17 protein-coding genes and 3 tRNA genes are annotated in these 20,111 nt (G+C 62.3%); 19 read left to right on the top strand and 1 reads right to left on the bottom strand.

All coding sequences use genetic code 11. The features are described 5' to 3' along the window. Window positions 1-33: 33 nt before the first annotated feature. A complete protein-coding gene (locus QF039_RS06750) occupies window positions 34-924 on the bottom strand; it encodes a LysR family transcriptional regulator (protein ID WP_003212656.1) in 891 nt (296 codons plus the stop codon). A 145-nt stretch (window positions 925-1,069) separates the two neighbouring features. On the opposite strand from QF039_RS06750, the gene leuC reads away from it, so the two are divergent. From leuC to QF039_RS06845, 19 genes are all read left to right on the top strand, one after another. Continuing rightward, window positions 1,070-2,488, top strand: a complete 1,419-nt coding sequence (leuC, locus tag QF039_RS06755) for a 3-isopropylmalate dehydratase large subunit (RefSeq protein WP_008438759.1) — start codon at window positions 1,070-1,072, stop codon at window positions 2,486-2,488. Between the two features lie 10 nt (window positions 2,489-2,498). Continuing rightward, the gene (gene leuD, locus QF039_RS06760) at window positions 2,499-3,143 is read left to right on the top strand and encodes a 3-isopropylmalate dehydratase small subunit (RefSeq protein WP_003212660.1); all 645 of its coding nucleotides are present in this window, start codon (window positions 2,499-2,501) and stop codon (window positions 3,141-3,143) included. Window positions 3,144-3,289: 146 nt separating this feature from the next. Next, window positions 3,290-4,054, top strand: a complete 765-nt coding sequence (locus QF039_RS06765) for a class I SAM-dependent methyltransferase (protein ID WP_177123249.1) — start codon at window positions 3,290-3,292, stop codon at window positions 4,052-4,054. Window positions 4,055-4,107: 53 nt separating this feature from the next. After that, entirely contained in the window at window positions 4,108-5,190 is a 1,083-nt protein-coding gene (gene leuB, locus QF039_RS06770; RefSeq protein WP_307517196.1) for a 3-isopropylmalate dehydrogenase, read from the top strand. A 64-nt stretch (window positions 5,191-5,254) separates the two neighbouring features. Beyond that, window positions 5,255-6,367 carry an aspartate-semialdehyde dehydrogenase gene (gene asd, locus QF039_RS06775; RefSeq protein ID WP_003212667.1) on the top strand — a complete coding sequence of 371 codons (1,113 nt, stop codon included), beginning with the start codon at window positions 5,255-5,257 and terminating at the stop codon, window positions 6,365-6,367. Window positions 6,368-6,615: 248 nt separating this feature from the next. Next, window positions 6,616-7,626: an aspartate-semialdehyde dehydrogenase gene (locus QF039_RS06780; RefSeq protein ID WP_008438747.1), complete on the top strand. Its 1,011-nt coding sequence runs from the start codon at window positions 6,616-6,618 to the stop codon at window positions 7,624-7,626. A gap of 160 nt (window positions 7,627-7,786) precedes the next feature. Continuing rightward, complete coding sequence (locus tag QF039_RS06785) at window positions 7,787-10,357, top strand: FimV/HubP family polar landmark protein (protein ID WP_307517197.1); 2,571 nt, start codon at window positions 7,787-7,789, stop codon at window positions 10,355-10,357. A gap of 156 nt (window positions 10,358-10,513) precedes the next feature. Beyond that, window positions 10,514-11,338: a tRNA pseudouridine(38-40) synthase TruA gene (gene truA / locus QF039_RS06790; protein WP_003212671.1), complete on the top strand. Its 825-nt coding sequence runs from the start codon at window positions 10,514-10,516 to the stop codon at window positions 11,336-11,338. A 63-nt stretch (window positions 11,339-11,401) separates the two neighbouring features. Beyond that, the gene (locus tag QF039_RS06795) at window positions 11,402-12,034 is read left to right on the top strand and encodes a phosphoribosylanthranilate isomerase (RefSeq protein ID WP_102368524.1); all 633 of its coding nucleotides are present in this window, start codon (window positions 11,402-11,404) and stop codon (window positions 12,032-12,034) included. 243 nt (window positions 12,035-12,277) lie between these two features. After that, entirely contained in the window at window positions 12,278-13,198 is a 921-nt protein-coding gene (gene accD, locus QF039_RS06800) for an acetyl-CoA carboxylase, carboxyltransferase subunit beta (protein ID WP_003212675.1), read from the top strand. Next, the gene (folC, locus tag QF039_RS06805; RefSeq protein WP_008438745.1) at window positions 13,195-14,502 is read left to right on the top strand and encodes a bifunctional tetrahydrofolate synthase/dihydrofolate synthase; all 1,308 of its coding nucleotides are present in this window, start codon (window positions 13,195-13,197) and stop codon (window positions 14,500-14,502) included. The genes accD and folC overlap by 4 nt, the downstream gene beginning before the upstream one ends. Continuing rightward, a complete protein-coding gene (locus QF039_RS06810; RefSeq protein WP_102606395.1) occupies window positions 14,486-15,145 on the top strand; it encodes an SPOR domain-containing protein in 660 nt (219 codons plus the stop codon). The genes folC and QF039_RS06810 overlap by 17 nt, the downstream gene beginning before the upstream one ends. A gap of 254 nt (window positions 15,146-15,399) precedes the next feature. After that, window positions 15,400-15,957 carry a CvpA family protein gene (locus tag QF039_RS06815; RefSeq protein ID WP_003212681.1) on the top strand — a complete coding sequence of 186 codons (558 nt, stop codon included), beginning with the start codon at window positions 15,400-15,402 and terminating at the stop codon, window positions 15,955-15,957. Between the two features lie 41 nt (window positions 15,958-15,998). Beyond that, on the top strand, window positions 15,999-17,504 hold the full coding sequence (gene purF / locus QF039_RS06820) for an amidophosphoribosyltransferase (protein ID WP_003212683.1): 1,506 nt from the start codon (window positions 15,999-16,001) through the stop codon (window positions 17,502-17,504). Between the two features lie 66 nt (window positions 17,505-17,570). Further along, window positions 17,571-18,782, top strand: coding sequence for an O-succinylhomoserine sulfhydrylase (locus tag QF039_RS06825; RefSeq protein ID WP_008438742.1), 1,212 nt, complete (start codon window positions 17,571-17,573; stop codon window positions 18,780-18,782). 11 nt (window positions 18,783-18,793) lie between these two features. After that, entirely contained in the window at window positions 18,794-19,558 is a 765-nt protein-coding gene (locus tag QF039_RS06830) for an SDR family oxidoreductase (protein ID WP_307517198.1), read from the top strand. A gap of 107 nt (window positions 19,559-19,665) precedes the next feature. Further along, window positions 19,666-19,741, top strand: a tRNA-Val gene (locus QF039_RS06835). A gap of 55 nt (window positions 19,742-19,796) precedes the next feature. Further along, a tRNA-Asp gene (locus tag QF039_RS06840) sits at window positions 19,797-19,873 on the top strand. Window positions 19,874-19,978: 105 nt separating this feature from the next. Further along, window positions 19,979-20,055 (top strand) — tRNA-Asp (locus QF039_RS06845). Window positions 20,056-20,111: the final 56 nt, after the last annotated feature.

Raw genomic sequence — 20,111 nt, forward strand, 5'->3', positions numbered from 1 at the left:
GCGCGGGTTCCACGGTCTACGGGCCACGGCGATTCAAGCCTGATTCCCTGGCAGATCGACCTGTGCATCCAATAGGCTCATGAAAGCCCGCGCAGCGTTCGACAGCGTCCTTTCGGTGTGCACGATATAGCCTAGCTGGCGACTGAGCTGTATGCCCGGCAAAGCGATGCGTGCCACCTGGTCATCGAGCATGGTGCGCGGCAACACGCTCCAGGCAAGGCCAATGGAGACCATCATCTTGATGGTTTCCAGGTAGTTGGTGCTCATGGCGATGTTTGGCGTCAGGCCCTGGGCCTCGAACAGCCGCTGCACGATATGGTGGGTAAAGGTGTTGCCGCCGGGAAACACCGCCGGGTGCCGGGCGATGTCCGCCAGGCTGACGCTGCCGTTGCTGATCAGGCTGTGTTCCGGCGCCACCACGAAATCCAGTGGGTCGTCCCACACCGGGGTGGCCCGCACCAGCGTGTGGGGTTCCGGCGCCAGGGTGATCACGGCCACTTCGGCGCGGCCATGGAGGATTTCTTCGTAGGCCACTTCCGAATCGAGAAACTGAATATCCAGGGCGACGTTCGGGTATTCCCGGGTGAACGTGCGCAGGACCGGTGGCAAGCGGTGCAGGCCGATGTGATGGCTGGTGGCCAGAGTGAGACGACCGCTGACCTCGCCGGTCAGGTTGGTCAGGGCGCGGCGGGTGTCGTCCAGTACATTGAGAATCTGATACGCCCGGGGCAGCAGCGCCCGTCCGGCTTCGGTGAGGCCGACTTCACGCCCCAGCCGGTCGAACAGGCGCACCTTTAATTGTTGCTCCAGGCCGGCGATGCGCTTGCTGATGGCCGGTTGGGTCAGGTGCAGGCGTTCACCGGCACCGGAGAAGCTGCCGGTCTCGGCGATGGCGATAAAGGCATTGAGGTTGGCCAGGTCCATTGTGCTATTCCAGTTGGTAATCCAAAGCATAAAAAATATGAATTTGAGTTATTTAATGTAGCGCCATACCATCAGCCTCACAAGCCAAAGGGTTATTGAATCGTTCAAGGCCCGGGGCATAGAAACACCTGATGAGGACCGCGTGATGGCCGGCAAAACGCTTTACGACAAGCTTTGGGATTCCCATGAAGTGAAACGGCGCGATGATGGGTCGTCGCTGATCTACATCGACCGTCACATCATCCATGAAGTGACCTCGCCCCAAGCGTTCGAAGGCCTGCGACTGGCCGGGCGCAAGCCTTGGCGCGTCGACTCGATCATCGCCACCCCGGACCACAACGTGCCGACCACCCCGGAGCGTAAAGGCGGGATCGACGCCATCGTCGACACCGTGTCGCGCCTCCAAGTGCAGACCCTCGATGATTACTGCGACGAATATGGCATCACCGAATTCAAGATGAATGACGTGCGCCAGGGCATTGTCCACGTGATCGGCCCGGAGCAGGGCGCCACCTTGCCTGGCATGACCGTGGTCTGCGGTGACTCCCACACCTCTACCCACGGGGCGTTTGGCGCGTTGGCGCATGGCATCGGCACTTCCGAGGTGGAGCACGTATTCGCCACCCAGTGCCTCGTCGCCAAGAAAATGAAGAACATGTTGGTGTCGGTGGAAGGTGAGTTGCCTTTCGGCGTCACTGCCAAGGACATCGTCCTCGCCGTGATCGGCAAGATCGGCACTGCCGGCGGTAACGGCCACGCCATCGAATTCGCCGGCAGCGCGATTCGCGACCTGTCCATCGAAGGCCGCATGACCATCTGCAACATGTCCATCGAAGCCGGTGCCCGCGTGGGCATGGTGGCGGCGGACGAAAAGACCATTGCCTACGTCAAGGGTCGCCCGTTCGCACCGGCCGGTGCTGATTGGGACGCCGCTGTCGAAGCCTGGAAAGACCTGGTTTCCGACGCCGATGCGGTGTTCGACACCGTGGTTACCCTCGATGCCGCCCAGATCAAGCCGCAAGTCAGCTGGGGCACTTCGCCGGAAATGGTGTTGGCCGTTGACCAGAACGTGCCGGACCCGGCCAAGGAAACCGACCTGGTCAAGCGTGGTTCCATTGAGCGCGCCTTGAAGTACATGGGCTTGAAAGCCAATCAGGCGATTACCGACATCCAGCTGGATCGCGTATTCATCGGCTCCTGCACCAACTCGCGGATCGAGGATTTGCGCGCTGCGGCGGTGATCGCCAAGGGCCGCAAAGTCGCCTCGACCATCAAGCAGGCGATCGTGGTGCCAGGTTCGGGCCTGGTCAAGGCCCAGGCTGAAGCCGAAGGCCTCGACAAGATTTTCCTCGAAGCCGGTTTTGAATGGCGCGAGCCGGGTTGCTCGATGTGCCTGGCGATGAACCCGGACCGTTTGGAGTCGGGCGAGCATTGCGCGTCCACCTCCAACCGTAACTTCGAAGGGCGTCAGGGCGCCGGTGGCCGTACCCACCTCGTCAGCCCGGCCATGGCTGCTGCGGCTGCCGTCAACGGTCGTTTCATCGACGTTCGCGAATTGATCTGAGGAATACCCGATGAAAGCTTTTACTCAACACACCGGTTTAGTCGCGCCGTTGGACCGTGCCAACGTGGACACCGACCAGATCATTCCCAAGCAGTTCTTGAAATCGATCAAGCGCACCGGTTTTGGCCCGAACCTGTTCGACGAGTGGCGCTACCTGGACGTGGGCTACGCCTACCAGGACAACTCCAAGCGCCCGCTGAACAAGGACTTTGTGCTCAACGCCGAGCGTTACCAGGGTGCCAGCGTGTTGCTCGCCCGGGAAAACTTCGGTTGCGGCTCCAGCCGTGAGCACGCGCCGTGGGCCCTGGAAGAATATGGCTTTCGCAGCATCATCGCGCCGAGCTACGCCGACATCTTCTTCAACAACAGCTTCAAGAACGGCTTGCTGCCGATCATCTTGAGCGATGCCGAAGTGGATGAGTTGTTCCAGCAGGTGGAAGCCGATGTGGGCTACCAGTTGACCATCGACCTGGCGGCGCAGACCGTGACCCGTCCGGACGGCAAGGTGTATCACTTTGAAGTGGACGCCTTCCGCAAGCACTGCCTGATCAATGGCCTGGACGACATCGGCCTGACCTTGCAGGACGGCGATGCGATTGCCGCGTTTGAAACCAAACACCGGGCCAGCCAGCCTTGGTTGTTTCGCGACGCTTGATTCCATGTAGACCGGACTGGCCCCTTCGCGAGCAAGCCCGCTCCCACATTTGATTGCATTTCAACTGAAGGAACTCGGTCGAATGTGGGAGCGGGCTTGCTCGCGAAAGGGCCAGCAACAGCAACACAAAAACCAGGGACATCATCATGACCAGCACCGCCCACACCCAAGTCGTGCAAAAGCAATTCGGCGAACAGGCCTCGGCCTACCTGAGCAGCGCAGTACATGCTCAAGGCACCGAGTTCGCGCTGCTCCAGGCCGAACTGGCCGGGCAGGGCGCTGCACGACTGCTGGACCTGGGTTGCGGCGCCGGTCATGTGAGTTTCAACGTGGCACCGTTGGTCAAGGAAGTGGTGGCGTACGACCTGTCCCGGCAGATGCTTGACGTGGTCGCCGCCGCTGCCGTGGACCGTGGCCTGGACAACATCCGCACCGTGCACGGCGCCGCCGAGCGCCTGCCGTTTGCCGATGGCGAATTCGACTTCGTGTTCAGCCGCTACTCGGCGCACCATTGGAGCGACCTGGGCCTGGCCCTGCGTGAAGTGCGCCGGGTGCTCAAGCCGGGCGGCGTGGCCGCTTTCGTGGACGTCTTGTCACCGGGCAGCCCGCTGTTGGACACTTACCTGCAAACCGTCGAAGTGCTGCGCGACACCAGCCACGTGCGTGACTATTCCGCCGGCGAGTGGATGCGCCAGCTCAGCGAAGCCGGTTTGCATGTGCGCAACAGCAGCCGCCAGCGCCTGCGCCTGGAATACACCTCGTGGGTCGAGCGCATGCGCACCCCAGAGGTATTGCGTGCCGCGATCCTGGAGCTGCAAAAGGCAATGGGCCAGGAAGTGCGCGATTACTTCGAGATTCAAGCCGACGGCACCTTCAGCACCGACGTGCTGGTGGTGTGGGCCGAACGCTGATTAATTTTTCCCGACCTGCCCACGGGCGGGTCGCTTGATGAAATGAGGAACGCATGAGCAAGCAGATTCTGATTCTCCCTGGCGACGGCATTGGTCCGGAAATCATGGCCGAAGCGGTCAAGGTGCTGGAAGTGGCTAACGCCAAGTACAGCCTGGGCTTCGAACTGAGCCACGACGTGATCGGCGGCGCGGCCATCGACAAGCACGGCGTGCCTCTGGCCGACGAAACCCTGGAGCGTGCCCGCGCAGCCGACGCCGTGCTGCTGGGCGCCGTGGGTGGCCCGAAGTGGGACAAGATCGAGCGTGACATCCGCCCTGAGCGCGGCCTGCTGAAGATCCGTGCGCAACTGGGCCTGTTCGGCAACCTGCGCCCGGCGATCCTTTACCCGCAACTGGCGGACGCTTCCTGCCTGAAGCCGGAAATCGTCGCGGGCCTGGACATCCTGATCGTCCGCGAACTGACCGGCGGTATCTACTTCGGCTCGCCACGGGGCGTGCGCGAGTTGGAGAATGGCGAGCGTCAGGCCTACGACACCCTGCCGTACAGCGAGAGTGAAATCCGCCGTATCGCCCGTGTCGGTTTCGACATGGCCCGTGTGCGTGGCAAGAAGGTCTGCTCGGTGGACAAGGCCAACGTATTGGCGTCCAGCCAGCTGTGGCGTGAAATCGTCGAAGAAGTCGCCAAGGACTACCCGGACGTCGAGCTGAGCCACATGTACGTCGACAACGCCGCCATGCAGCTGGTGCGTGCACCGAAGCAGTTCGACGTGATCGTCACCGACAACCTGTTCGGCGACATCCTGTCCGACCAGGCCTCGATGCTCACCGGTTCCATCGGCATGCTGCCGTCGGCCTCCCTGGATGCCAACAACAAGGGCATGTACGAGCCGTGCCACGGTTCGGCGCCGGACATCGCCGGGCAGGGCATTGCCAACCCGTTGGCGACCATTTTGTCGGTGTCGATGATGCTGCGTTACAGCTTCAACCTGACCGACGCCGCGGATGCCATCGAGCAGGCCGTGAGCCTGGTGCTCGACCAGGGCCTGCGCACTGGCGACATCTGGTCCCAGGGTTGCACCAAGGTCGGTACGCAAGAAATGGGCGACGCAGTAGTCGCCGCGCTGCGGAATCTGTAATCTCTCGGGCCCGCTTGCAGATGTTGCTGCAAGGCGGCCCACTTTTGAACAAGGTGTAGTTGCGATGAAACGTGTAGGTCTGATCGGTTGGCGCGGTATGGTCGGTTCCGTGCTCATGCAGCGGATGCTGGAAGAGCAGGATTTCGATCTTATTGAGCCGGTGTTTTTCACCACCTCCAATGTAGGTGGTCAAGGGCCGTCCGTGGGCAAGGACATTGCTCCGCTCAAGGACGCCTACAACATTGAAGAACTGAAGACCCTCGACGTCATTCTGACCTGCCAGGGTGGCGACTACACCAGCGAAGTCTTCCCCAAGCTGCGCGAAGCCGGCTGGCAGGGTTACTGGATCGACGCCGCTTCCAGCCTGCGCATGCAGGATGACGCGGTGATCGTGCTGGACCCGGTCAACCGCAAGGTGATCGACCAGCAACTGGACGCGGGCACCAGGAACTACATCGGCGGCAACTGCACCGTCAGCCTGATGCTGATGGGCCTGGGCGGCTTGTTCGAAGCCGGCCTGGTGGAGTGGATGAGCGCCATGACCTATCAGGCGGCCTCCGGTGCCGGCGCGCAGAACATGCGTGAACTGATCAAGCAGATGGGCGCGACCCACGCCGCTGTCGCCGATCAACTGGCTGACCCGGCCAGCGCGATCCTCGACATCGACCGCCGTGTGGCCGAGGCCATGCGCAGCGAGGCCTACCCGACCGAGAACTTCGGTGTGCCATTGGCCGGCAGCCTGATCCCGTGGATCGACAAGGAACTGCCTAACGGCCAGAGCCGTGAAGAGTGGAAGGCCCAGGCCGAGACCAACAAGATCCTCGGTCGCTTCAAGAGCCCGATCCCGGTGGACGGTATCTGCGTGCGCATCGGCGCCATGCGTTGCCACAGCCAGGCGTTGACCATCAAGCTGAACAAAGACGTGCCGATCGCCGATATCGAAGGGCTGATCAGCCAGCACAACCCTTGGGTCAAGCTGGTGCCGAACAACCGTGATATCAGCATCCAGGAACTTAGCCCGAACAAGGTGACCGGTACCCTGAATGTGCCGGTTGGCCGTCTGCGCAAGCTGAACATGGGTACGCAGTACCTGGGTGCGTTCACCGTCGGCGACCAACTGCTGTGGGGCGCGGCTGAGCCGTTGCGTCGCATGCTGCGGATCTTGCTGGAGCGGTAATCGCTGCTGGTCATTGGAAACCCGCGTTCTGGTGACAGGCGCGGGTTTTTTATTGCGCGCTCGGGCCTCTTCGCGAGCAAGCCCGCTCCCACATTCGAGCGAGTTTCTTCAGTTGAAATGCGATCAAATGTGGGAGCGGGCTTGCCCGCGATGGGGCCATCAGCCACACCACAACCCCCAGGTTAATTGCCTCACCCCCAGCCACCCGGTAAAGTGCCGCTCCCCCCGCAATGCCCGAGGCAGCCCCCATGACCCAGACCTTTGATATTGCCGTGATCGGCGCCACCGGCACCGTTGGCGAAACCCTGGTGCAGATCCTCGAAGAGCAGGACTTCCCGGTAGGCAGCCTGCACCTGTTGGCCAGCAGCGAGTCGGCCGGGCATTCGGTGCCGTTTCGTGGCAAGAACGTGCGGGTGCGGGAAGTCGACGAATTCGATTTCAGCAAAGTCCAGCTGGTGTTCTTCGCCGCCGGCCCTGCGGTCACCTTGAGTTTTGCCCCGCGCGCCACCGCTGCGGGCTGCACCCTGATCGACTTGTCCGGCGCCTTGCCGGCCGATCAGGCGCCGCAGGTAGTGCCGGAAGCCAACGCGCAGATCCTCGATGGCCTGAAAAAACCTTATCAGGTCAGCAGCCCAAGCCCGTCGGCCACTGCCCTGGCCGTGGTGCTGGCGCCACTGCGCGGCTTGCTGGACATTCAGCGCGTCAACGTCACCGCCAACCTCGCCGTTTCCGCCCAGGGCCGTGAGGCTGTCAGCGAGCTCGCCCGGCAGACCGCCGAGTTGTTGAATGTGCGCCCGCTGGAGCCGAAGTTCTTCGACCGGCAAATGGCCTTTAACCTGCTGGCCCAGGTCGGCAAGCCTGACGCGCAAGGCCACACCGCCCTGGAAAAACGCCTGGTGCACGAATTGCGCGCCGTGCTGGAAATGCCTTTGCTAAAGATTTCCGTCACTTGCGTTCAAGCCCCGGTGTTTTTTGGCGATAGCCTGACTGTGTCACTGCAATTGGGGGCAGCGGTGGATCTCGCTGCCGTCAACCGTGCCCTGGACTCGGCACCGGGTGTCGAGTTGGTGGAAGAGGGCGATTACCCCACGGCTGTGGGCGATGCGGTCGGTCAGGACGTGGTCTACGTGGGCCGGGTTCGTGCCGGTATTGATGACCCCGCGGAACTAAATATGTGGCTGGCGTCAGATAACGTACGCAAAGGGGCGGCACTGAACGCCGTACAGCTGGCGCAGTTGTTGATAAAAGGCCTTGTGTAAAAGATACTTGGCGGCAATTTGTAGATTGATTCTAGCCAAGCGCTATGCTTGGCCCCAAGCTGGAAAAATTGCGCGTCGGTGACCTATCGGCTCGCCATGCCTAATGGCAGCGGTTACCCACCTTCTCGCCGGCCGGGGAGTGTTCAAAAAGGATGAGGCTATGGTTCAAGTTCGCAAACTGGTGTTAGCAATAGCGGCCGCCTCGGCGCTGTCCTCCGGTATGGCGCAAGCACTGCAGCTTGGGGAGATGACCCTCAAGTCGAAGCTGAACCAGCCGCTGTCGGTGGAAATCGAGTTGCTCGATGTCGGTGGCCTGACCGCCTCCGAGATCACCCCCAGCCTCGCGTCGTCCCAGGCCTTTGTGGATGCGGGCGTCGATCGCCAGGCGTTCCTGAACGACCTGACCTTTACCCCGGTGGTCAATCCCAACGGCCGCAGTGTGGTGCGTGTCACCTCCAGCAAGCCGCTGCCGGATTCCTACGTGCGTTTCCTGCTGCAGGTGCAATGGCCCAACGGCCGCCTGATGCGCGACTATAGCGTGCTGCTGGACCCGGCCAAGTTCGACCAGTCGACCCCGGCCGCCGGTGCACCTGCACCCGCGCCACGCTTGAGTGCGCCCGCGACGACGGCTCCGGCAGTTACCAAGGCCAAGGAACACACCACGACTTCCCGTGACACCTTGTGGGAAATCGCCGCGAAAAACCGCAATGGCGCCTCGGTGCAGCAGACCATGCTGGCCATTCAGGCGCTGAACCCTGACGCCTTTATCGACGGCAACATCAACCGCATGAAAACCGGCCAGGTCCTGCGCCTGCCGGATTCGGGGCAAAGCACCAGCCTGCCGCAGCCCGAGGCGATTGCTGAAGTGACGGCGCAAAACGCGGCGTGGCGCGAGGGCCGCCGTGGCGGCAATCAGCTCGCCGGCAAGGCGCAGCTGGACGCGACCAAGCGTACCCAGGCGGGTAATGCTCCGTCGCAGACCAATACCAAGGACAATTTGAGCCTGGTCTCGGCCGAAGCGGCCAGGAAGGGCGGGAAGGGCGCGGCGGGCGACAGCCGGGCCTTGAACAACAAGCTGGCGGTGACCCAGGAAAGCCTGGATTCGACCCGCCGCGAGAATGAAGAACTGAAAAGCCGCATGGCTGACCTGCAAAGTCAGCTGGACAAGCTGCAGCGGCTGATTGAGCTCAAGAACAACCAGCTGGCCAAGTTGCAGGCCCCGGGTGGCGCTGCGGCGCAGCCTGCTGCAACGGCGGCGATGCCGGCCGAGCTGGCTACACAACCGGCGGCGCCGGCAGCGGCAGCTCCGGCAGCAACCCCCGCGGCTGCGCCGGTCGAGACCCCGGTCAAGCCGGATGCGGCGCCTGCCAGCACTGAAGGTAAATTCAATGACCTGCTGACCAACCCGATCGTGCTGGGTGTGATCGGCGGCGCAGCGGGTTTGCTGGTGCTGTTGCTTCTGCTGCTGTGGGCCCGTCATCGCAATGCGCGGCTTGAAGAAGAAAAGCACCTGCGCATGGCGCGGGCCCTGGCTGAAGAGCCGGAATTTGCGCCGAACATTGATCACGATCTGCCATCTGACAGTTTCGAAGGCCTTGATGTACCGCCGCCGAACGTCAAGCTGGCTCCAGCTCCAGCTCCAGCTCCAGCTCCAGCCTCGGCGGCGGTGGTTGCCCCGGTGATTGCCCCGGTGGTCGCACCTGTTGCTGTGCAGCGTCCGACCGACGCCCTGGCGCAAGCCCAGTCGCATATCGACCGTGGCCACCTGAACCAGGCTGCGGAAGTGCTGGAAGATGCAATCAAGCAAGAGCCCGCCCGCAGCGACCTGCGTCTCAAGCTGATGGAAGTCCACGGCTTGCAGGGCAACAAGGACGGGTTTGTCACCCAGGAGCGCCAGTTGGTCGCCAATGGCGACAACCATGCCCAGGTCGAACAGCTGAAAAGCCGCTTCCCGGCCATGGCCGTGTTCGCAGCAGGCGTCAGCGCTGCCGTTGCCGCTGCCGCTCTCGACGCCCAATACGTCAAGGACCTGCTCAAGGACGACCCGGCACCGCCTGCACCTGAGCCTGTGCCGGACGCGTTTGACACTGACTTCGACCTCAGCCTGGACGATCTGGAGGCTGCTTCGCCAGCCGTGGTCCGCCCGACGTCGGACGACGACCTGAGCTTTGAATCGGTGCTGCAACAGCAGACCGAGGCCAAGGCCAGTGCGGAAGACCTCTCGGATTTCGACCTGGACCTGCAACTCGATCCACCCTCGTCGGCCCAGTCAGACGACGACTTCCTCTCCGGCCTTGAAGACCAGATGAAGGACCTGCCGCCGGTAGAGCCGCCGACACTGACGCCGGCCGACCTCGACGACCTCGACCTGCCGGAGGATTTCGACCTGTCCCTGGCCGACGAGCCCGAGGCGCCCGCAGCGGCCAAGCCGGACGCGTTTGCGTCGGAGCTTGATGATGTCAACGCCGAGCTGGATCGCCTGTCGCAAAGCCTGGAACATCCGCCAATCGAACCGTCCTTCACCGCCGACGACGCGGCGTTGGGTGGCGATGAGCCGGAATTCGACTTCCTCTCCGGTACCGACGAAGTGGCCACCAAGCTCGACCTGGCGCAGGCCTACATCGACATGGGCGATGCCGACGGGGCGCGGGACATTCTTGGCGAGGTGCTCAAGGAAGGCGATGACGGTCAGAAGGGCGAGGCCAAGGAAATGCTCAGCCGGCTGGCTTGATACGCGCGGTAAATACAACGGCAGCCTTCGGGCTGCCGTTTTGCCATCCAGGCACCAAACCCATGGCGTCCCAGGCGCGCGGCCTTATAATGGCCGCCTTTGCGCAACTCATCAGGCTCTCAGTTCTTGGCAAATATAGATAACGCGGCCGCCGAAATGGCGGCCGCAGGCTTTTTCAGAATCGCCCTGGGCGTGGAATACAAAGGCTCGCGCTATCGTGGCTGGCAACGCCAGGCCTCCGGTGTGCCGACGGTGCAGGAAACCCTGGAGAAGGCCCTGTCGAAAGTCGCCGACTCACCGGTGTCGCTGATGTGCGCCGGGCGTACTGATGCCGGCGTGCACGCTTGCGGGCAAGTGGTGCACTTTGATACTCAGGCCGAGCGCTCGATGAAGGCATGGGTGATGGGCGCGAATATCAACTTGCCCCACGACGTCAGCGTCAGTTGGGCCAAGGTGATGCCGGCGGACTTTCACGCGCGCTTCAAGGCCATCGCCCGGCGTTATCGCTATGTGATCTACAACGATCAGATCCGCCCGGCCCATCTCAACGAAGAAATCACCTGGAACCACCGCCCGCTGGACGCCGAGCGCATGGCCGAGGCGGCCCAGCATCTTGTAGGTATCCACGATTTCAGCGCGTTCCGTGCCGGGCAGTGCCAGGCCAAGTCGCCGATCAAGGAAGTCCATCACCTGCGGGTGACGCGCCACGGCAAGATGATCGTGCTGGATATCCGCGCCGGCGCGTTCCTGCACCATATGGTGCGCAATATCGCCGGGGTGCTGATGACCATCGGTACCGGCGAACGCCCGGTGGAATGGGCCAGGGAAGTCCTGGAAAGCCGGATTCGCCGTACCGGCGGCGTCACGGCGCATCCGTTCGGCCTGTACCTGGTGGATGTGGAGTACCGCGACGAGTTCGAATTGCCCCAGCGATTCATCGGGCCACACTTCCTCACAGGTTTCAGCGAACTTGGCGGCTGACGCCCTCAAAAGCATTTGTTACCATCCGGGACTTTCCCGGACACGCCCTGAGGTTTCATCGACATGTCTGCCGTTCGCAGCAAGATTTGCGGGATTACCCGCATAGAAGACGCGTTGGCGGCGGTCGAGGCGGGGGCCGATGCCATCGGTTTCGTGTTTTATGCCAAAAGCCCGCGGGCGGTGAATGTGTTGCGGGCGCGGGCGATCATCGCCGCGTTGCCGCCGTTCGTGACCACCGTGGGGTTGTTCGTCAACGCCAGCCGCTGCGAGCTCAATGAAACCCTCGACGCCGTGCAACTGGACATGCTGCAGTTCCATGGCGATGAGAGTCCGGACGAGTGCGAGAGCTACCAGCGCCCGTACATCAAGGCGCTGCGGGTCAAGGCCGGGGACGATATTGCTGCGGCATGCGCTGCCTATGGCGGGGCTCGCGGGATTCTTCTCGACACCTACGTCGAAGGCGTTCCCGGTGGTACGGGCGAGGCGTTTGACTGGTCGTTGATTCCCGAAGGGTTGAGCAAGCCGATTATCCTCGCGGGCGGCCTGAATCCGGACAACGTGGCCAGTGCCATCCAGCAGGTTCGGCCGTATGCCGTGGACGTCAGCGGCGGGGTAGAGCAGGGCAAGGGCATCAAGGATCACGCAAGGATTCGCGCATTCATGCAGGCCGTGCGCGACAGCAGCGGGACGATGTGACGGCTGGCAGTCTGCCGCCGTCCATAACTACCACTGTGTAAAACAGCCCGGCGCCGCCTGTGGGAGGCCCGGAAATGAAGTGGCAACCCTGCACGGCAGGTTGTCTGGAAGGCTGAGGGCACAGGCAGGAAATGGCTGGTCGAGCGTCTGACCCCGTCCAGTTTGTGTCATCGCCACATATGAATTTAGCTCAAGGGCATACGCGGGGCTGTGTTCAAGCCACCGGTACTGGAGAAAGAAAGCATGAGCAACTGGTTAGTAGACAAACTGATCCCTTCGATCATGCGTTCCGAGGTGAAGAAAAGCTCGGTTCCTGAAGGTCTTTGGCACAAGTGCCCATCCTGCGACGCGGTGCTGTACCGCCCGGAGCTGGAAAAGACCCTGGACGTTTGCCCCAAGTGCAATCACCACATGCGTATCGGCGCCCGCGCCCGCATTGATATTTTCCTCGACGCCGATGGTCGCTCCGAACTGGGCGCTGACCTGGAGCCGGTTGACCGTTTGAAGTTCCGCGACGGCAAGAAGTACAAGGACCGCCTGACCGCGGCCCAGAAGCAGACCGGTGAAAAGGACGCGCTGATTTCCGTCAGCGGCAAGCTGCTGGGCATGCCGGTGGTGGTTTCGGCCTTCGAATTCTCCTTCATGGGCGGCTCGATGGGCGCCATCGTCGGTGAGCGTTTCGTACGTGCCGCCAACTACGCGCTGGAAAACCGTTGCCCGATGATCTGCTTCGCCGCCTCCGGTGGTGCGCGGATGCAGGAAGCACTGATCTCGCTGATGCAAATGGCCAAGACCTCCGCGGTACTGGCGCGTCTGCGCGAAGAAGGTATTCCGTTCATCTCCGTGCTGACCGACCCGGTCTACGGCGGTGTGTCCGCCAGCCTGGCGATGCTGGGTGACGTGATCGTCGGTGAGCCGAAGGCGCTGATCGGCTTTGCCGGCCCGCGTGTTATCGAGCAAACCGTTCGCGAAAAACTGCCGGAAGGCTTCCAGCGCAGCGAGTTCCTGCTGGAGCACGGCGCGATCGACCTGATCATTCCGCGCGGCGAACTGCGTCCGCGCCTGGGTAGCCTGCTGGCGCAAATGATGGGCCTGCCGACACCTGTGTACGTCGCGCCTAAAATCGAGCCGATTGTCGTGCCACCGGTGCCTGCAAACATATGACCCAACGTACCCTGGGCGAATGGCTCGCCTACCTTGAGCAGTTGCATCCGTCAGCCATCGACATGGGCCTGGAGCGCTCGCAACAGGTAGCGGCCCGCCTCGGGTTGGGCCGGCCGGCGCCGCGTGTGATCACGGTGACCGGCACCAACGGCAAGGGCTCTACCTGCGCCTTTGTCGCGGCCTTGCTGCAAGCCCAGGGCCTGAAGGTCGGCGTGTACAACTCGCCGCACCTGCTGCGCTACAACGAGCGGGTGCAGCTCAATGGCGTCGAAGCCACTGACGAGCAACTCTGCGAAGCCTTCGCCGCACTTGATGCCGGGCGTGGCGAGATTTCCCTGACCTATTTCGAGATGGGCACCCTGGCGGCGTTCTGGCTGTTCGAGCGTGCGCAGCTGGATGTAGTGGTGCTGGAAGTCGGCCTGGGTGGGCGTCTGGACACGGTCAACGTGGTGGATGCCGACCTGGCGCTGATTACCAGTATTGGCGTCGACCATGCGGACTACCTGGGTAACACCCGTGAGTCCGTGGCCTATGAAAAAGCCGGGATCTTCCGCCAGGGCAAGCCTGCACTGTGCGGCGACCTGGACCCGCCGCATACCTTGCTGGACAAGGTGCGCGAGCTGGATTGCCCGTTCTTCCTGCGCGGGCGTGATTTCAATCTCGAGATTGGCGACCAATTCTGGCAATGGCGCGGGCTTGACGCGCGCGGTCAAACCGTCGAGTTGCGCGACTTGCCACTGCTGAACCTGCCGATGGAAAACGCCGCGCTCGCGCTGCAAGCCTACCTGTTGCTGGATTTGCCCTGGCATGCCGAGCAGATTGCCGCTACGTTGCAGGCTACTCGCGTGGTGGGGCGCCTTGACCGGCGCACGTTCGACTGGGAGGGCAAGCGCCTGAACCTGCTGCTGGACGTGGGGCATAACCCTCACGCCGCTGAATACCTGGCCAGGCGCCTGGCACGCACGCCGCCCGCCGGTCGCCGCCTCGCGGTGTTCGGGTTGTTGTCCGACAAGGACCTGGACGGCGTGGTTGCACCCTTGCTGGGCGACGTCCAGGCCTGGGCGGTTGCACCGCTGGATACGTCCCGCAGTCGTCCTGCCATCGAGTTGCAGGTTGCCTTGCAGAACCTTGGCGCGTCCGTGACGTCCCATGCAAGCGTGACAGCCGCCCTGGAAGCCCAGTGCGCGGTTGCGACGCCTGAGGATGAGATTCTGTTGTTCGGATCATTTTATTGTGTTGCCGAGGCGCTCGAATGGTTGGCCCGGCGCTCCACGGAGGAAGCTGCACATGGCATTACTGGATAGCGCATACAAGCAGCGAATGGTTGGAGCCCTGGTCCTGGTGGCGTTGGCGGTGATTTTCCTGCCGATGCTGTTTTCCCGTCAGGATGAGCAGCGCCAAGTGACCGTTGAAGCGCCAGCTGCGCCCCAGGCGCCTGCGGTGCCTCAGGTTCAGGTTGAGCCGGTGGTGGTTCCCGAGCCGCAAGCGCTGCCGGAAGAAGAGCCGGTGCCGACCGATGACGAAGTGGCTGCACAGCAAGCGCCGTCGATGCCGGTGCAGCCGAGCGTGCCGGTGGTTAAGCCTGCGCCTGCTCCTGCAGTTGCTGCGAAGCCTGCGGCGCCGGCGCCAGCGCCAAAACCTGTGGCCCCGCAACCTGCGGCACCGGGCAAGCCGGACGTGGGCCAGAGCCGTATTGACCCGAATGGCTTGCCGATCAGCTGGTCGATCCAACTGGCCAGCCTGGCTAACCGCGAAAGTGCTGATGCGTTGCAGAAGAAGCTGCGCACCCAGGGTTACAACGCCTATATCCGCAGCGCCGATGGCAAGAACCGGGTATTCATCGGGCCGCTGATCGAGCGGGCTGAAGCCGATCGCTTGCGGGACCTGTTGGATCGCCAGCAGAACCTCAAGGGTTTTGTGGTTCGCTTCCAGCCCGAAAAAGGCTGAGGCTGCAAGGATTCAAGCTGGAATGCGGTCAATGTGGGAGCGGGCTTGCTCGCGAAGCGGTGTATCAGTCAGCAGATTTATTGGCTGCCCCACCGCCTTCGCGAGCACGCCCGCTCCCACAAGTGTTTTGGGTGTGCCGCAACAGGCCGGTTTCCCCTATAACTCATTGATTTCAAATGCACTGCCAATCACAGCTTACCGATAGCCCAGCGCTCTGCTAAAATGCGCCGCCTTATCCGTCTGTAGGCTGAACTGTGCCATTTACCTGGGTTGATTGGGCGATCGTTGCAATCGTCGCCATCTCCGCTTTGATCAGTCTGAGCCGCGGCTTCGTCAAAGAAGCATTGTCGCTGCTGACATGGATCATCGCAGGAGTTGTAGCCTGGATGTTCGGCGGTTCATTGTCTGTCTACCTGGCCGGATACATCGAGACACCTTCGGCTCGCGTCATCGCGGGCTGCGCCATCATGTTCATCGCCACGTTGTTGGTGGGGGCAATGGTCAATTATCTTATCGGCGAATTGATACGCGTCACCGGCCTCTCCGGGACCGATCGATTTCTCGGCATGGCCTTCGGCGCCGCGCGTGGCGGCTTGCTGGTGGTCGTGGCGGTCGGGCTGTTGAGCCTGGGGCCGGTACAGCAGGATTCGTGGTGGCAGGAGTCGGTACTCGTGCCAAAATTTCTATTGGTTGCAGATTGGTCCAAAAACCTCATTTTGGGGTGGAGCAGTCAGTGGCTGGCCAGCGGGATCAGCGTACCCGCTGATCTTCCGTTCAAGGAACACCTCTTGCCGGCCAAAACGCCTCAGTAAGTTGTGTTCAGTCAAGATTCATTAAGTAGGGGTTGCGTCGCATGTGTGGCATCGTCGGTATCGTCGGTAAGTCGAACGTGAATCAGGCGCTGTATGACGCGCTAACCGTCCTCCAGCACCGCGGCCAGGATGCTGCCGGTATTGTGACCAGCCACGACGGCCGGTTATTCCTGCGCAAGGACAATGGTCTGGTGCGTGACGTGTTCCATCAGCGCCACATGCAGCGCCTGGTCGGGCACATGGGCATTGGCCACGTGCGCTACCCGACAGCGGGCAGCTCGACTTCGGCCGAAGCCCAGCCGTTCTACGTCAACTCGCCCTATGGCATCACCCTGGCGCACAACGGCAACCTGACCAACGTTGAACAACTGGCCAAGGAGATTTACGAATCTGACCTGCGCCACGTCAACACCAACTCGGACTCCGAAGTACTGCTGAACGTGTTCGCCCACGAGCTGGCCCAGCGCGGCAAGCTGCAGCCGACCGAAGAAGACGTGTTCGCTGCCGTGACTGACGTGCACAACCGTTGCGTCGGTGGCTATGCGGTAGTGGCGATGGTGACCGGCTACGGTATCGTCGGTTTCCGCGACCCCCACGGCATCCGCCCGATCGTGTTCGGCCAGCGTCATACCGACGAAGGCGTCGAGTACATGATCGCTTCCGAAAGCGTGTCCCTGGACGTGCTGGGCTTTACCCTGATTCGCGACCTGGCGCCGGGCGAAGCGGTCTACATCACTGAAGACGGCAAGCTGCACACCCGTCAGTGCGCACTGAACCCGAAACTTACCCCGTGCATCTTCGAACACGTCTACCTGGCGCGTCCGGATTCGATCATCGACGGTGTTTCGGTGTACAAGGCGCGCCTGCGCATGGGCGAGAAGCTGGCGGACAAGATACTGCGCGAGCGCCCGGATCACGACATCGACGTGGTTATCCCGATCCCGGACACCAGCCGCACCGCTGCGCTGGAGTTGGCGAACCACCTGGGCGTGAAATTCCGCGAAGGCTTCGTCAAGAACCGTTACATCGGCCGTACCTTCATCATGCCTGGCCAGGCTGCGCGCAAAAAGTCGGTGCGCCAGAAGCTCAACGCGATCGAGCTGGAGTTCCGCGGCAAGAACGTGATGCTGGTGGATGACTCCATCGTACGCGGCACCACCTGCAAGCAGATCATCCAGATGGCCCGCGAAGCCGGTGCGAAGAACGTTTATTTCTGTTCCGCCGCGCCTGCCGTGCGTTACCCGAACGTGTACGGCATCGACATGCCGAGCGCCCACGAACTGATCGCCCACAACCGTTCGACCCAGGACGTTGCGGACCTGATCGGCGCCGACTGGCTGATCTACCAGGACCTGCCGGACCTGATCGAAGCCGTCGGTGGTGGCAAGATCAAGATCGAGGAGTTCGATTGCGCGGTGTTCGACGGCAAGTACGTCACCGGCGATGTCGACGAGGCCTACCTGAACAAGATCGAGCAGGCCCGTAACGATTCCTCGAAGATCAAGACCCAGGCGGTCAGCGCGATCATCGACCTGTACAACAACTGAGTAGACACCGGCCCTGAGGGGCCGGTTTTGTATCTTTGATAAAGCATTCGAGTTGAGGAGTAGAGCATGAGTCAGGAATGGGATGCCGGTCGCTTGGACAGCGACCTCGATGGCGTAGCTTTCGATACCCTGGCTGTGCGCGCCGGCCAGCACCGCACCCCGGAAGGTGAGCACGGTGACCCGATGTTCTTTACCTCCAGCTATGTGTTCCGCACTGCGGCCGACGCCGCTGCGCGTTTTGCCGGTGAAGTGCCGGGCAACGTTTATTCGCGTTACACCAACCCGACCGTGCGCGCGTTCGAAGAGCGTATCGCCGCGCTGGAAGGCGCCGAGCAAGCTGTCGCCACTGCCACGGGCATGGCCGCGATTCTCGCGGTAGTCATGAGCCTGTGCAGCGCCGGCGACCACGTCCTGGTGTCGCGCAGCGTGTTTGGTTCGACCATCAGCCTGTTCGAAAAGTACTTCAAGCGTTTTGGTATTGAAGTCGACTACGTGCCGCTGGCGGACCTGTCCGGCTGGGACGCGGCCATCAAGGCCAACACCAAATTGCTGTTCGTCGAGTCGCCGTCCAATCCGTTGGCCGAGCTGGTGGACATTGCCGCATTGTCTGAAGTGGCCCACGCCAAGGGCGCGATGCTGATCGTCGACAACTGCTTCTGCACCCCTGCATTGCAGCAGCCGCTGAAGCTGGGCGCAGACATCGTTGTGCACTCGGCCACCAAGTTCATCGACGGCCAGGGCCGTTGCATGGGTGGCGTGGTTGCCGGCCGCAGCGAGCAGATGAAGGAAGTGGTGGGCTTCTTGCGCACCGCCGGCCCGACCCTGAGCCCGTTCAACGCCTGGATCTTCCTTAAAGGCCTGGAGACCCTGAGCCTGCGGATGAAGGCCCATTGTGCCAACGCCCAGGCCCTGGCCGAGTGGCTGGAGCAACAGGACGGTATCGAGAAGGTCCACTACGCCGGCCTCAAGAGCCACCCGCAACACGAGTTGGCCCAGCGCCAGCAGCGTGGTTTCGGCGCCGTGGTGAGTTTCGAGGTCAAGGGCGGCAAAGAGGGCGCCTGGCGCTTTATCGATGCGACTCGCCTGATCTCCATCACCGCCAACCTGGGTGACAGCAAGACCACTATCACTCACCCGAGCACCACCTCCCACGGCCGCCTGGCGCCGCAGGAGCGTGAAGCTGCCGGGATTCGTGACAGCCTGATCCGCATTGCGGTGGGCCTGGAAGACGTCGCTGACCTGCAGGCCGACCTGGCCCGTGGGTTGGCTGCCCTGTGATCGAGTGGTCCATGGAAGCGGCGAGCGCCAGTAACGGGCGGGTCGCGCTGGTGACCGGCGCGGCGCGGGGCATCGGCCTGGGGATTGCCGCCTGGTTGATCAGCGAAGGCTGGCAGGTGGTATTGACGGACCTGGACCGTGAGCGCGGTTCCAAGGTGTCCAAGGTGCTCGGCGACAACGCCTGGTTTATTACCATGGACGTGGCCGATGAGCGGCAGGTTGCCCAGGGCGTGGCCGAGGTGCTTGGCCAGTTCGGGCGCCTGGATGCGCTGGTGTGCAATGCCGCCGTGGCCGACCCGCGCAACATCACCCTGGAAAGTCTCGACCTGGCTTACTGGAACCGTGTACTGGCGGTGAACCTCAGTGGTCCCATGTTGCTGGCCAAGCACTGTGCGCCCTACCTGCGGGCCCACGGCGGCGCCATCGTCAACCTGGCGTCGACTCGGGCACGCCAGTCGGAACCGGACACTGAAGCCTATGCGGCGAGCAAGGGCGGTTTGCTGGCCCTGACCCACGCGTTGGCTATCAGCCTCGGGCCGGAAGTACGGGTCAATGCCGTCAGCCCGGGCTGGATCGATGCCCGTGACCCGGCTGCACGCCGTGCCGAGCCGCTGACGGATGCGGATCACGCCCAGCACCCGGCGGGCAGGGTAGGCACTGTGGAAGACGTAGCGGCGATGGTGGCGTGGTTGCTGTCGCGCAATGCCGGGTTTGTCACTGGGCAAGAGTTCGTCGTCGACGGCGGCATGAGCAAGAAGATGATTTACACCGACTAGGGCGGGTCGCGGTCCTGAAGCCATTTTGTCTTTTTCAGAAAAACTTCAAGCAGGCTATTGACTTAGGTCCGCTACCTGCGTAAATTTCGCGGCCTCAACGAAGCAAAGGGTGATTAGCTCAGCTGGGAGAGCATCTGCCTTACAAGCAGAGGGTCGGCGGTTCGATCCCGTCATCACCCACCACTTCTTGAGAGTTTTGCCCTAGGGCAAGACGCAACGTTAAAGGTTGCACCGACGCGCAGCGGTAGTTCAGTCGGTTAGAATACCGGCCTGTCACGCCGGGGGTCGCGGGTTCGAGTCCCGTCCGCTGCGCCATATTTTCCAGGTCTGATGTTTCAGATTTGAGATTGAACAGCCAAGGTTGGTCAGTCAGATGTTTGAAGGCGGTTGAAGGTGACACTTCAGCAGTCTGAGCGATACGCAGCGGTAGTTCAGTCGGTTAGAATACCGGCCTGTCACGCCGGGGGTCGCGGGTTCGAGTCCCGTCCGCTGCGCCATATCTGTTCCAGGGCCCACTGAACGCCCTGAGACGCCAAAGCAAGCCGCTGGCTTG

The sequence above is a fragment of the Pseudomonas sp. W2I6 genome, assembly GCF_030815935.1.
Taxonomy (GTDB): Bacteria; Pseudomonadota; Gammaproteobacteria; order Pseudomonadales; family Pseudomonadaceae; genus Aquipseudomonas.